We start from the raw sequence: 13,628 nt of genomic DNA on the forward strand, positions 1-13,628 counted from the left end.
GTCGTCACCCTGAGGATTGACATCCGACCCTGAGATTTTCCGCGGCACTACCGGTTCGTACGCATCGTCGTTGCCATCTGCCCCGCCCTAGGACGCTATCAGGCGGATCACCGCGATGACGCCGACGACGACGATGACCGCGCGCAGCGCGACCGGCGGCATCCGCCTCCCCAGCCGCGCGCCGAGCTGCCCGCCGATGATCGAGCCGAGCGCGATCAGCACCGCCGCACGCCAGTCGACGTCCGCCACGACGATGAAGATCAGCGCGGACACCGCGTTCACGATCAGGGCGAGCGCGTTCTTCACTCCGTTGAGGCGCTGGATGTCGTCGTGTACGAAAACGCCCAGCAAACCGATCAGCAGCACGCCTTGGGCGGCTCCGAAGTACCCGCCGTAGACACCTGTGGCGAAGATCGCGGCGAACAGGACGGGGCCGCCGTGCGAGGGAGCCGGGGCGCCGTCGTTCTCCCTGCGGCGCTTGACCCAGTCTGCCAATCGCGGCTGCACGACCACCAGCACCAGTGCCAGGATGATCAATATGGGCACGATCGCCTTGAACGCGCCGGCCGGTAAGACCAGCAGCAGGACCGCGCCGGTGATGCCGCCGAGCAACGACGCGGTGCCCAGCCGCACCAGCCGGTCGCGCTGGCCTGCGAGTTCCCTGCGATATCCGTGCACACCGCTGATCGAGCCGGGGACCAGACCGATGGTGTTGGAGACGTTCGCGGTCACCGGAGGAAGGCCGAACGCCAGCAGAACGGGAAACGTGAGCAGCGTGCCGGAGCCGACGATGGTGTTGATGCCGCCCGCCGCGATGCCCGCACCGAAGACGGCCAGTTGCTCCAGCCAGGTCATAGCCAATCCTTCGACGTCCCGCCGGACCACGGGCCCGTACAAGCGTTGTCCACTGCCGGACCGAACGGTAGCCGGGTCGTCGGATCACCCGACGACGGACCTCCCTTCCCGCCCGAACTGCGGCACGGTAAACTCGCGGACATCATGCAGCGGGCACTTCTTCTCGACCGCCGCGACGGGGTCTGATCGGACCGGCTCCCGTCGCGGGGTTTTGCCGCGCCGGTCGACCCAGCCCATTGGGAAAAACGACATCCTCGGGAGAAACCCCCATGTCCCCTGCTGACGCATTCGTATCCGCCGCGCGCACCATCACCGCGCCGAGCAAGCCCGCCCCAGCCGACCAGCCCGGGTGGAACAAACAGAAGAACTCCTCGATGCCCACGTTCCGGTACCGGCCGTTCGCCGAGGAGGTCGAGCCGATCACGCTGCCCGACCGCACCTGGCCGGACCGGGTCATCGACCGGGCGCCGGGCTGGTGCGCGGTCGACCTGCGTGACGGCAACCAAGCGTTGATCGACCCGATGAGCCCGGCCCGCAAGCGCCGCATGTTCGACCTGCTGGTGCGGATGGGCTACAAGGAGATCGAGGTCGGGTTCCCTTCGGCGAGCCAGACCGATTTCGACTTCGTCCGCGAGATCATCGAGGACGGCGCGATCCCCGACGACGTGACCATCCAGGTGCTGACCCAGTGCCGCCCGGAGCTGATCGAACGCACGTTCGAAGCATGCGCGGGCGCGCAGAGCGTCATCGTGCACTTCTACAACTCCACCTCGATCCTGCAGCGGAAGGTGGTGTTCCGCGCCGACCGTGCGGCGGTGAAGAAGATCGCCACCGACGCCGCCGCGCTGTGCCTGGAGATCGAGCAGCGCTACCCGGACACCTCTTGGCGCTACGAGTACAGCCCGGAGTCCTACACCGGCACCGAGCTGGAGTACGCGAAGGACGTCTGCGACGCGGTCTCGGCGATCATCGCGCCGACGCCGGACAAGCCGCTGATCATCAACCTGCCCGCCACCGTGGAGATGGCCACGCCGAACGTCTACGCCGACTCGATCGAGTGGATGAGCCGCAACCTGGCCCGCCGCGACTCGATCGTGCTGTCGCTGCACCCGCACAACGACCGCGGCACCGCGGTGGCCGCCGCCGAGCTGGGCTACCAAGCGGGCGCCGACCGGATCGAGGGCTGCCTGTTCGGCAACGGCGAGCGCACCGGCAATGTCTGCCTGGTCACCCTGGGGATGAACATGTTCTCCCGCGGCATCGACCCGCAGATCAACTTCTCCGACATCGATGAGATCCGCCGGACCGTCGAGTACTGCAACCAGCTGCCGGTGCACGAGCGCCACCCGTACGGCGGCGACCTGGTCTACACCGCGTTCTCCGGCAGCCACCAGGACGCCATCAACAAGGGCCTGGACGCGATGAAGGCCACGGCCGACGCCGCCGGGGCGGATGTCGACGACATCGTCTGGGAGGTGCCCTACCTGCCGATCGACCCGAAGGACGTCGGCCGCACCTACGAGGCGGTGATTCGGGTCAACTCGCAGTCCGGCAAGGGCGGCGTCGCCTACATCATGAAGACCGACCACGGGCTGGCGCTGCCCCGGCGGTTGCAGATCGAGTTCTCCCAGGCGATCCAGAAGATCACCGACGGCGAGGGCGGCGAGGTGACGCCCAAGGAGATGTGGGACGTCTTCCACGAGGAGTACCTGCGCCCGATCCGCCCGCTGGAGCGGATGCGCCAGAAGGTCACCGCGTCGGAGACCGACGGCGGGGTCGACTCCATCGTGGCCGTGGTGAAGGTCGACGGCGTCGAGCAGGAGATCACCGGCAAGGGCAACGGGCCGCTGGCGGCGTTCGTCGACGCGATCGCCGCGGTCGGCTTCGACGTCGAGGTGCTGGACTACTCCGAGCACGCGATGTCCGCGGGCGACGACGCGCAGGCCGCCGCCTACGTGGAGTGCGCGATCGGCGACAGGGTGGTGTGGGGCGTCGGCATCGCCACCTCGATCACGACCGCGTCGCTGCGCGCGGTGGTGTCGGCGGTGAACCGGGCGCACTGACAGCGCATTCCGGAAGGACTCGGACGGGCGTCGCGACGGTTTCACCGCGCGGCGCCCGATCCCGCTGGCGCAGACCGCTTGTGGGCCGCGCCGCTCCCCACGTCCGGCACGCCTACCGCGACACGGCGTAGCGAACCCCGTGCTAGCGTGGGATTCGCACTCCAAGCGCCGAGCTCTCTGCTCGAATTCCCGAGCAGATGGGGGAACCGTGACAACTAACGACCACAATCCGACCTCACCGCCCTGGCTGCAGAGTCATTCCGTGGATACGGCCGAAGTCAGCGACGCGGAGTCAGCGGCCATCGATCCGTCGGCCGAACCGATCGGCGGCGAGGAAGCGAAGGAATCCGACGTGGCGGATGGGCCTGCCCAGCCGGACGCACAGCCCGAACAGCCGGAGCCGCAAGGCTCGACGGAGCAGACCACGGTCTACCCGCAAGCAGCCGCACCGGCGCAGGCTTGGGCTCCCCCGCAGGCAGGACCGGCCGAGCCCTACGGTTCGTACGCCCCGCCGAGCCCGGGCCCGTATCCCCCTCCGTCGCCGTTTCCGGGGGAGCCGTTCCCTACCGGCGCATTTCAGCCGCAGCCGAGTCACAGCGGTAGCCACCCGATAGCCCCACCTCCCGACGGACCCCATCCCGGTTACGGGGAGTACCGCCAGGAGATCGGCGGCGACGGCTTGGTCCGGCGGGTTCCGGTGGATTCCGCGCAGCCCGAATCCGGTGCGCCGCAGCAGGATCAACCCAGCGGCCCGATCTACAGCTGGGCGCCGCCGCCCCCGCCGGTAACGCATCAGCCTCCGCCGCCCCCTTACCAACCGCCGCCTCCGCCGCCGCTCGGGCACCCGCAGGTGCCGAGCTGGCAGGGCGGTCCGCCGCATCTGTCCGCACCGCCGTTCCAACCGCAGCATGTGCCGCAGCCCGGCCAGCCGGGGCATTCGGTGAACGACCTCAACCTGCTCAGGCGGGCCCGCAGGGCGCCGCGCAGCGGTTGGCGCCGTGCCGTGCACAAGGCGTCCGGCGGCATGATCAACCCGGGCGAGTCGGCGGCCGACATCGTCTACCAGGACCTCGTCGACCGGGTGAACCAGCCGGTACGCGGGGACTACCGGATCGCGATCCTCTCGCTCAAGGGCGGCGTCGGGAAGACCACCACCACGGTCGGTCTCGGCTCCACCTTCGCCTCGCAGCGCGGCGACCGGGTCATCGCGATCGACGCCAATCCCGACCTGGGCACGCTCGCGCACCGGGTGCCGCGGCAAACCCGCTCCACCGTGCGCAACCTCCTCGAAGACCAGCACATCACCAGGTACTCCGACGTGCGGGCGCACACCTCGCAGGCGCCGAGCCGCTTGGAAGTGCTTGCCAGTGAACAGGATCCGGCGGTCTCCGAGGCGTTCAGCGAAGCGGACTACCGCAAAGCGATCGGCATTCTGCAGTCGTTCTACAACATCATCCTGACCGACTGCGGCACCGGCTTGATGCACTCCGCGATGGCGGGCGTGCTGGATATGGCGAGTTCGCTGGTGCTGGTCACCTCGCCCGCCATCGACGGTGCGCGCAGCGCGTCGGCCACGCTGGACTGGCTCGACCACCACGGTTACGGCAAGCTGGTGGAGCGAACGGTCGTGGTGGTGAACGCTTCCCGGCGCGGCGCGTCCACCGTCGATCTGGACCAGCTGCGCAAGCTGTTCCTCGACCGCACCCGCGCGGTGCAGGTGGTGCCGTTCGACGACCACCTCGCCGAGGGCGCGGAGATCGATCTGGAACTGGTGAGCAAGCCGACGCGGCGAGCGCTGCTGGAGCTGGCGGCGATGGTCGCCGACGACTTCGGCTACGTCAGCTCACAGTCCCAGCATCCCTACCGGCACCAGCCGCCGCCGGGATTCTGATCGGTTCATCGGCCGACTCGACGCCGCCGCCCGGAGCTACGCCCGGGCGGCGGTGCCTTTTCCGTGCGGCGTTCCGGAATCGGCCGTCGCCGACCTGGCGGCCGATTCGAACGCCGCGAGCACGGCCGCGATCGCCGGACGTGCCTCGGCCCGGGGCCGGGTGGCCAGCTCGTACATCCGGGCGGCACGCACACCGGACAGCCGCAGCACCGCCAGCTCGGGGTGGCCCACGGCGTAGCGCGGCATGAGCGCGACACCGTAGCCGACGGCGACCAAGGTCTCGATGACGCGGAAATCGTTGAGGCGCTGCGCTATGCGCGGTTGCACTCCGGTCACGGTGGCGATCGAGCGCAGCACGTCGTCGACGGGGAATCCGCCCCGCACGCTCAGCCAGGTCTCGTCGGCCAACTCCTCCGGCGTCACGGCCGAGCGGCCCGCGAGCCGATGCGTCGGCGCCGCGACGACATCGATCGGCTCGCGCATGAGCACCCGGGTCGCGACGCGCGGATCGGCGATGGGCGCGGCGCGTTCGTCGCGGTGGGTCAGGACCACGTCGTAGTCGGCGAGCAGGCGCGCCACCTCCGACGGCGGCACATCCTCGTCCCGCGCGACCACCTCGACACCGCTGTCCACCATGCCGGGCAGCACATGCGGCAGCAGCAGGGCGCCGCCGGAGGGGAACACCGCGACGCGGACCCGGCCGCGCGGTGAGCCGCGATAGTGCGCCATCTCGGCGACCGCGCGATCCATGGCCGCGAGCACTTCGTCGGCGCGCACCACCAGGGCGCGGCCCGCATCGGTGAGCCGGACCCGTCTGCCGTCGGGTTCGAGCAGGGCCACGCCCGCTTCCCTTGCCAGCACCTTGAGCTGCTGGGAGACGGCGGAAGGCGTCATCGACAGCGCCGCTGCGACGGCGGCAACGGTGCCTCGATCGGCCAGTTCACGCAGCACCCGCAGCCGCTCCAGGGCCATGGGCGGACCGGATGTGACCGGGTTATCCATTAAGTAAAACTACATTATTCATCCATTATTATTCGATTGTCCTGATGATTAGCGAGCCGCACGATGTAGTGCGTGACCAACCGCGACCGCCTGCTCGGCTTGACCGTTGTCCTGCTCTGGGGATTGAACTTCCTCGCCATCCGGGTGGGGCTCGACCACTTCCCCCCGTTCTTCTTCGCGGCACTGCGCTTCGCGGTGCTCGCGGTGCCCGCGCTGCTGTTCGTTCCGCGCCCTCCGGTGCGGATGCGCTGGATCCTGCTGTACGGCACCGGATTCGGCATCCTGCAGTTCGCGTTCCTGTTCACGGCGATGCGGGTGGGCATGCCGACCGGGCTCGCCTCGCTGGTCCTGCAATCCTCGGCGCCGTTCACCGTGCTGCTCGGCGCGCTGCTGCTGGGTGAGCGGATTCGCCCGGCGCAGGTCGCGGGGATCGCCGTGGCAGTGGCGGGCATGGCGGTGATCGGCTGGGACCGGCTGGAACACGCGACCCTGCTCCCGGTGCTGCTCACCTTGGCGGGCGGGCTCGGCTGGGCCTTCGGCAACATCGGCGCGCGCCTGGCGGGTACCGAGAGCCCGGGCGTCAACCCGCTGCATCTGATGCTGTGGACCACCGCCGTTCCGCCGGTGCCGCTGTTCGCGTTGTCCATGGTCGCCGAAGGGCCGACCACGGGCGCTCGCGCCATCGCCGAGTCGTTCACAGCCGAGGGTTTGCCCGCGCTGCTGGCTCTCGCCTATATCGCCGTTCTCGCGACCGTCGTGGGCACGGGATTGTGGACCTACCTGCTCGGGCGCTATCCCGCCGGGCTGGTCGCGCCGTTCTCACTGCTCGTTCCGATCGTCGGGATCGCCGCCGCCTGGATTGCACTCGGCGAGACACCGACCCCGTTGTCGCTGGTCGGAGGCGTGGTGGTGCTGGCAGGCGCGTTCGCCGCGACGTCGAGCAGGCCGCGTGCCGTGACGACCGACATCCGCACCGGGGCACCGAGCGCCCCCGCACTGGCGGACTCCGGCCGCCCGGCCTGACGGGCGGTCACGCCCTGATCCGGCGTCGCACCGATCGCTTCGCGGGGTCGGTGCGAGATCCTCGAATTGCCGCCTTACAGTAGTGCCCGGCGTGGAAGTTGGTCCCGGTTCTAGCAACAGAGCGGCGCATGGCAGAAAATCGATGGACCGTATCGCGAAGAACACTGCTTCGTAACACGGTCGTGGCGGGAGCGGCAGCGGGTGCGCTGGCGGCGGGTGCGGTGCGACCGACGCCGGGCGCGGCGAATCCCGGCGGAAGACGGGTCGCGGTGCTGGGCGGCGGTGTCGCCGGTCTCACCGCCGCGCACGAGCTGGCCGAACGCGGATTCCAGGTCACCGTCTACGAAAAGCGTGCGTGGGGCGGCAAAGCCCGCAGCGTCGGCGTACCGGGCACCGGAGTCGAAGGACGACCGGACCTGCCCGGTGAACACGGCTTCCGCTTCTTCCCGGGCTTCTATCAGCACGTGCCCGACACCATGCGCCGAATCCCGTTCCCGGGCAATGCGAACGGCGTATGGGACAACCTCGTCGCTGTACCGGAAGCGCGATTCGCCCGCCACGGCGGCGACGACTTCCGCGTCCCGCTCGGTCCGCGTTCTCGGGCCGAATTCTCTCCGGACAGTTTCCGCGAAACGCTCGGCGCTGCGCTGTCGACCGCGCTGAAGATGCCCCCCGACGAGGGCATCTACTTCGCCGAACGTCTGCTGGTCTTCAACACCAGCTGCGATGCACGCCGCGTCGGCCAGTGGGAGCGCACCTCCTGGCACGATTTTGTCGGCGGCCACGCCCGTTCGCACGAGTTCCGCGCGCTGCTCTCGCGCACGCTGACCAGCATCATGGTCGCCGCGAAGGAGAACGTGGCGAGCGTGCGCACCATCGGCACGATGGGCGAGCAGTTCCTCGGCAATCCGATGGGGATCGGCAACGACGGCGGCTTGGACCGCGTGCTCAACGGCCCGACCACCGCGGTCTGGATCGAGCCGTGGATGCGGCGGATCCGTGAACTCGGGGCCGAGTTCGCGCTCGGCACCGAGGTGCGCGAGCTGGAGGTGCGCGACCGCAGGATCGTCGCGGCCCGCGTCGTCGACGAAACCGGCGCGCAGCGCACGATCGAGGCGGACTATTTCGTCGTCGCGCTGCCCGCCGAACGAGCGCGCACCCTATGGTCGCCGCAGGTGCTCGCCGTCCAGCCGGAATTGGCGGGGATGGATAACCTCGTCACCGACTGGATGAACGGCATCCAGTTCTATCTGCGCAGGTCGGCCGACATCTCGCGCGGCCACACCGCCTATATCGACGCGCCGTGGTCGCTCACCTCGATCAGTCAGAACCAGCTGTGGCGCCGCAAGCTGACCGAGTTCGGCGACGGCGCTGTGCGGGACTGCCTGTCGGTGGACATCTCCGACTGGAACACCCCCGGCATCCTGTTCGGCAAACCAGCCAAAGAGTGCACGCACGAGGAGATCGCGCGCGAGGCGTGGGCACAGATCCGGGCGCACCTGGACGACCGCGGCGAGGTGCTTGGCGACGCCGACCTGCACTCCTGGTTCCTCGACCCGGGCATCACCTGGCAGGAGGGGCAGCGGCGCAATGCCAACGCCGATCCGCTGCTGATCAACACCGCCGGGTCGTGGGAGTACCGTCCGCAGGCGCACGGCGCCCTGGAAAACCTCTTCCTGGCAGGCGACTACGTGCGCACGAATGTCGACCTCGCGACCATGGAGGGCGCCAACGAGTCCGCGCGCGCCGCGGTGAACGCGCTGCTGGACGTGGCCGGTTCGAACGCGGAGCGCTGCCGGACGTACACCCTCTTCCGCGCGCCCGAACTGGAACCGCTGCGCCGGATCGACGCCGACCGCTACGCGGCGGGACAGCCGAACCTGTTCGACGTGCCGGTCTGAACGGAACACCCGGATGACCGTTCTCGAGTTATTGCGCTGATGTCAGCAAAGCGATAGTCTCTGCCTATGCACGGGGAAGAGGGGGACCTCAAAACGCGGGGAAAAATCTGGCGTTGGAACAGCAAGCGCGCGACAGGAATCGTTGAGTCCATCACCGGAGATCACATCTGGTTCGGATTGGACTCATTACGCGGGAGGAATTTCGAGGATATCTCGATAGGCGACAGCGTCGAGGTCGAGTACGAATTCGCCCAGCAAGACTCCCACACTCTGCGCGCAGTAAGAATGGACTGGTTGTAGATCGCGCTTTTCACTGGGGGGATAATGAAATATACTTTTGCGGCAGGCTCTCGCCACTGCCGCGCTCTTATGCATGCCGAGCTTTGCTGCCGCTGAACCGAATCCAGCCGACCTGGAATTCACGGCAAGTTCTGCGTATCGAGAGTACCAGAACAATATCGCGAAGTTCACCGGCCAGGTGAACTACAGTTCGAACATGTTCGCATGGTCATTGAAGCTATTGCCCGCGACTCAAAACGTTGTGTACGGCGGCATGAACTGCCATACCACAATAGGCGGAATTGCCGGCTACTCCGACGATCATCAAAACATCCCGCGCGACTACCTCCTCCATTCGAGCATAAAAATCGATCGAGGACGGTGGTACAAGCTACGTAGTCGATGTGATTTCAAGGTGTTGACCGATGCCGGAATGCAGCCGGGCAATGTGGAAACGTCTGTCGACTTCATCGCTAGATAGCCGCACTCCTGGCCTCGTCGGAGTTCTCCGACGGAGCGGCCGACCGGCATAAAAGTGCGGCACACAGCGCTCGCGCCCACGCTGACGCAGCCTCGTGTATGCCGAGGGGGGTTGATGGTCAGCAGTTCGCACATCCGCTGAATGGGCGGGTGTGCTGCGGGTCGGTGTCGTTGTGCTGACCGCTACACAGCCGGGTAGTCCCAACATCCTGGACATCCCGGTGCGAACGGATGTGATCGATCTCCCCTCGCAAGAACCGATTTCGAGCGCCATCCTCCGGGCTGCGGTGCTTGAATCGAACTATGCGTGAGAGCATCGCCTCCGACGAGATCACCGACCCGGCGGATCTACGGGCGTTGCTCGGCGAAGTCGCGCCGCGCACCGCCACCAAGGAGCGGGCCGCGCTGCACGCCAGGGACCGGGAGTGGATCGCCGCCTCCCCGTTCCTGGTGATGAGCACCAGCGATGCGAACGGCAACTGCGACGCCTCCCCGAAAGGCGATCCGGCCGGGTTCGTGCGGGTGCTCGACGACACCACCCTCGCCGTGCCGGAGCGCCCCGGTAACCGGCGCGCCGACGGCTATCTCAACATCCTGGCCAACCCGCATGTCGGCCTGCTGTTCGTGATCCCCGGCCGCCGCGAGACGCTGCGGATCAACGGCCACGCCCGGCTGGTGCGCGACGCGCCGTACTTCGACGACATGGTGGTGCACGGGCACCGTCCGATCCTCGCCGTGGAGGTGGATATCGACCAGATCTTCTTCCATTGCGCCAAGGCGTTCATGCGCAGCCACCTGTGGGAGCCCGAGCAGTGGCCGGAGGACACCTTGCCGAGCGCTGCGTGCCTGGTCAAAGAGGTGCAGACGAACGTAACCGAGACGGTGGAGGAACTGGAGCGCTACTACTCGCCGGAGAACTACGCGGCCAAGCTCTACCGGAACTGAACCGCGTGGCCCACGCCACCCCACCGCGGCGCGCCCGGAGCGCGGGGCGAACATAGACTCGCGACGTGGCAGACATATCGGTGCGCGGACGGCTCGCGCTGGCGGCGGCGGGAGCGGCGTCCTGGGCCTCGCAGAAGGCGGGTCGCGGCAAGGGCTCGATGATCGGCGGCCTGATCGCGTTGAAGATCGATCCGACCGTCATGGACCAGTTGGGGCGGCAGCGGCGCACCGTGCTGGTGACCGGCACGAACGGCAAGTCCACCACCACGCGGATGACCACCGCCGCGCTCAGCACCCTCGGCGCGGTCGCGACCCAGGCCGACGGCGCGAACATGGACGCGGGCATCGTCGCCGCGCTCAACGCGCACCGGCGCGCGCCGCTGGCCGCGATCGAGGTGGACGAACTGCACCTGCCGCACGTCACCGATTCGCTGAACCCCTCGGCGGTGGTGCTGCTCAACCTCAGCCGCGACCAGCTCGACCGGGTCGGCGAGATCAACATGATCGAGCGCAAGCTGCGCGCCGGGCTGGCCCGGCACCCCGCCACCGTCGTGGTCGCCAACTGCGACGACGTCCTGGTCACCTCCATCGCCTACGACCACCCCAACGTGGTGTGGGTGTCCGCGGGCAGCGGCTGGGCGATGGACGCGACCAGCTGCCCGCGCAGCGGTGAGCCGATCGTCTGGGAGGGCACGCACTGGCGCAGTACCGGTGCGGATTTCCGACGTCCCGAACCGGATTGGTGGCTCGACGGGGAAGACTTGGTCGGGCCCGAGGACGCGCGGTTCCCGCTGCGGCTCGCGCTGCCGGGCCGGGCCAATCGCGGCAACGCGGCGCAGGCGGTGGCCGCCGCCGTCGCACTCGGCGCCGACGCGGAGCAGGCCGTCGCGGCCGCGGGCACGGTCCGCGAGATCGCGGGCCGCTACCGCACCGTGCAGGTCGGTGAGCACGACGCGCGTCTGCTGCTGGCGAAGAATCCGGCAGGCTGGCAGGAGGCGCTGTCGATGATCGAGCCGACCTCCGCGGGCCTGGTGATCGCGGTGAACGGCCAGGTGCCCGACGGCGAGGACCTGTCCTGGCTGTGGGACGTGCGGTTCGAGCACTTCGAAGGCGTGCAGGTGGTGGCCGCGGGCGAGCGCGCCACCGACCTGGCGGTGCGGCTGACCTACGCGGGCGTGGAGCACACCTTGGTGCCCGATCCGGTGCGCGCCATCGCGTCGTGCCCCGCCGGCCACGTCGAAGTGCTGGCGAACTACACCGCGTTCCGCGATCTCAACCGTGACCTCGAGGAGCAGGCATCATGAGTACTTTTCGGATCGGCCTGGTGCTGCCGGACGTGATGGGCACCTACGGCGACGGCGGCAACGCCCTCGTGCTGCGCCAGCGACTGCGCATGCGCGGCTACGACGCCGAGATCGTGGAGATCACGCTGTCCGACCCGGTGCCGGATTCCCTGGACATCTACACCTTGGGCGGCGCGGAGGATTCCGCCCAGCGGCTGGCCACCCGGCACCTGCAACGCTATCCCGGCTTGCAGCGCGCCGCCGCGAAAGGCGCTCCGGTACTGGCCATCTGCGCGGCCATCCAGGTGCTCGGCCAGTGGTACGAGACCTCGGTGGGCGAGCGGGTGGACGGCGTGGGCCTGATCGACGTCACCACCTCGCCGCAGGCCGAACGCGCGATCGGCGAGGTGACCACCGCACCGCTGCTCGACGGGCTCACCGCCGCGCTCACCGGCTTCGAAAACCACCGTGGCGGTACGAAACTCGGCGGTGAAGCGCACGGCCTTGCGCGCGTCACCCGTGGCGTCGGCAACGGCGTCGGCGACGGGCTGGAGGGCGTCGTCCAGGGTTCGGTGATCGGCACCTACATGCACGGCCCCGCGCTGGCCCGCAACCCCGAACTCGCCGACCTGCTGCTGACGCGCGCCCTCGGCGTCACCGAGCTGGCTCCCCTCGACCTCCCCGAGGTCGATCAGCTCCGCCGGGAGCGCCTGCGCGCCTGAGTCCGGCGGGTGGTCTGGTCCGAGTCCGGCTCCGTGAGCTCGTGGGAGCGTCGGTCGCAGCAGTCGCAGCCGCTCGCGTCCGTGGCGCCGACCGGGGTCGGGCAGCAGGTGTCACCGCGCCAGGCGTTGACGCCTTCCTTGACCGCGATGGCGGCGATGACCAGGGCGGCGATCGGGTCGGCCCACGACCGGCCGAGCACGCTGTCGATCAGCAACCCGGCCAGCAGCACCGCCGAAAGGTACGTGCACAGCAGAGTTTGCTTGGAGTCGGCGACCGCGGATGCGGATCCGAGTTCGCGCCCGGCGCGGCGCTGCGCTGCCGACAGCACCGGCATGATCACCAGGCTCACCGCCGCCAGGATGATGCCGACCGGGGAATGCACGGCCGCTCCCACACCCAGCAGTGCGCGCACGGAGTCGACGACCACGTACGCGGCGAGGGCGAAGAAGGAGAACGCGATGATCCGCAGCGTGATCTTCTCCCGCGCCTCGGGGTCGCGGCCGGCGAACTGCCAGGCGACCGCGGCGGCCGAGGACACCTCGATCACCGAGTCCAGTCCGAACCCGATCAGCGCGGTCGATGACACCCGCGCCCCTTCGGTGAGCGCGATGACCGCCTCGATCACGTTGTAGGTGATCGTCCCGGCGACCAACCAGCGGATTCGCCGGGCCAGCAGCTCCCGTCGCCGCGACGGCTGATTCGCTGCGGCCGGGAACGAGGGGATGCCCAGGGGCGCGGACATCAGCAGCAACCCTCGATATCGGCCTCCGGGCAGCACGCCGGATCCACCGCCAGCACCAAGCCCAGCAGATCCGCCAAGGCCGCGGCTATGCGCGGATCGGCCAGTTCATAACGGCTGCGCCGCCCCTCCGGAACCGCGACGACCAGGCCACAGCCGCGCAGGCAGGCCAGATGGTTGGACAGGATCTGCCGCGTGACCCCGATCCGTTCGGCCATCTCCGACGGGTAGGCCGGGGCCGCACGCAATGCGAGCAGGATCCGGGCGCGGGTCGGGTCCGACAGGGCGTGTCCGAATCGGGCCAGCGCGTCGGTGTGCGGCAACGTCTCCACACACTCACAGTACATTAGAATCTGTATTCAGAAATCAGTGAATCGTCAAGGTGGTCTCCTCGTGACTCGAAGCGCTGGAGATCGGGCCCGATTTCGCTGGTCGGGGTTGCAT

At 68.6% G+C, this 13,628-nt stretch carries 12 protein-coding genes; 8 read left to right on the forward strand and 4 right to left on the reverse strand.

The features are described 5' to 3' along the window. Positions 1–87 precede the first annotated feature (87 nt). Complete coding sequence (locus ACZ6DL_RS33940) at positions 88–855, reverse strand: sulfite exporter TauE/SafE family protein (RefSeq protein ID WP_466057330.1); 768 nt, start codon at positions 853–855, stop codon at positions 88–90. A gap of 269 nt (positions 856–1,124) precedes the next feature. Here ACZ6DL_RS33940 and leuA point away from each other — a divergent pair, with 269 nt between their 5' ends. Together leuA and ACZ6DL_RS33950 are read left to right on the forward strand one after the other, a co-directional pair. Continuing rightward, positions 1,125–2,918: a 2-isopropylmalate synthase gene (leuA, locus tag ACZ6DL_RS33945; RefSeq protein ID WP_466057332.1), complete on the forward strand. Its 1,794-nt coding sequence runs from the start codon at positions 1,125–1,127 to the stop codon at positions 2,916–2,918. A 262-nt stretch (positions 2,919–3,180) separates the two neighbouring features. Beyond that, entirely contained in the window at positions 3,181–4,809 is a 1,629-nt protein-coding gene (locus ACZ6DL_RS33950; protein WP_466057334.1) for a MinD/ParA family ATP-binding protein, read from the forward strand. Between the two features lie 36 nt (positions 4,810–4,845). Here ACZ6DL_RS33950 and ACZ6DL_RS33955 read toward each other — a convergent pair whose 3' ends face one another. Further along, a complete protein-coding gene (locus tag ACZ6DL_RS33955; RefSeq protein WP_466057410.1) occupies positions 4,846–5,781 on the reverse strand; it encodes a LysR family transcriptional regulator in 936 nt (311 codons plus the stop codon). A 102-nt stretch (positions 5,782–5,883) separates the two neighbouring features. Between ACZ6DL_RS33955 and ACZ6DL_RS33960 the strand changes: the two genes are divergently transcribed. The 6 genes from ACZ6DL_RS33960 to ACZ6DL_RS33985 all read left to right on the forward strand — a co-directional run bounded on the left by ACZ6DL_RS33960 (position 5,884) and on the right by ACZ6DL_RS33985 (position 12,444). Continuing rightward, positions 5,884–6,834 (forward strand): EamA family transporter, encoded by a 951-nt coding sequence (locus ACZ6DL_RS33960; RefSeq protein ID WP_466057336.1) that lies wholly within the window; start codon positions 5,884–5,886, stop codon positions 6,832–6,834. Positions 6,835–6,962: 128 nt separating this feature from the next. After that, the gene (locus ACZ6DL_RS33965; protein WP_466057338.1) at positions 6,963–8,735 is read left to right on the forward strand and encodes a hydroxysqualene dehydroxylase; all 1,773 of its coding nucleotides are present in this window, start codon (positions 6,963–6,965) and stop codon (positions 8,733–8,735) included. 337 nt (positions 8,736–9,072) lie between these two features. Continuing rightward, complete coding sequence (locus ACZ6DL_RS33970; protein ID WP_466057340.1) at positions 9,073–9,495, forward strand: hypothetical protein; 423 nt, start codon at positions 9,073–9,075, stop codon at positions 9,493–9,495. Between the two features lie 302 nt (positions 9,496–9,797). Further along, the gene (locus ACZ6DL_RS33975; RefSeq protein WP_466057342.1) at positions 9,798–10,439 is read left to right on the forward strand and encodes a pyridoxamine 5'-phosphate oxidase family protein; all 642 of its coding nucleotides are present in this window, start codon (positions 9,798–9,800) and stop codon (positions 10,437–10,439) included. Between the two features lie 65 nt (positions 10,440–10,504). Continuing rightward, positions 10,505–11,743 (forward strand): DUF1727 domain-containing protein, encoded by a 1,239-nt coding sequence (locus ACZ6DL_RS33980; RefSeq protein WP_466057344.1) that lies wholly within the window; start codon positions 10,505–10,507, stop codon positions 11,741–11,743. Beyond that, positions 11,740–12,444: a type 1 glutamine amidotransferase gene (locus ACZ6DL_RS33985; RefSeq protein ID WP_062972307.1), complete on the forward strand. Its 705-nt coding sequence runs from the start codon at positions 11,740–11,742 to the stop codon at positions 12,442–12,444. The genes ACZ6DL_RS33980 and ACZ6DL_RS33985 overlap by 4 nt, the downstream gene beginning before the upstream one ends. Here the strand turns inward: ACZ6DL_RS33985 and ACZ6DL_RS33990 are convergent. Together ACZ6DL_RS33990 and ACZ6DL_RS33995 are read right to left on the reverse strand one after the other, a co-directional pair. Further along, positions 12,414–13,187, reverse strand: coding sequence for a cation efflux transmembrane domain-containing protein (locus tag ACZ6DL_RS33990; RefSeq protein ID WP_466057346.1), 774 nt, complete (start codon positions 13,185–13,187; stop codon positions 12,414–12,416). The genes ACZ6DL_RS33985 and ACZ6DL_RS33990 overlap by 31 nt on opposite strands. Next, the gene (locus tag ACZ6DL_RS33995) at positions 13,187–13,516 is read right to left on the reverse strand and encodes an ArsR/SmtB family transcription factor (protein ID WP_466057348.1); all 330 of its coding nucleotides are present in this window, start codon (positions 13,514–13,516) and stop codon (positions 13,187–13,189) included. Before ACZ6DL_RS33995 ends, ACZ6DL_RS33990 begins: the two co-directional genes overlap by 1 nt. Positions 13,517–13,628 lie beyond the last annotated feature (112 nt).

Source organism: Nocardia sp. NPDC041819, from assembly GCF_055590505.1.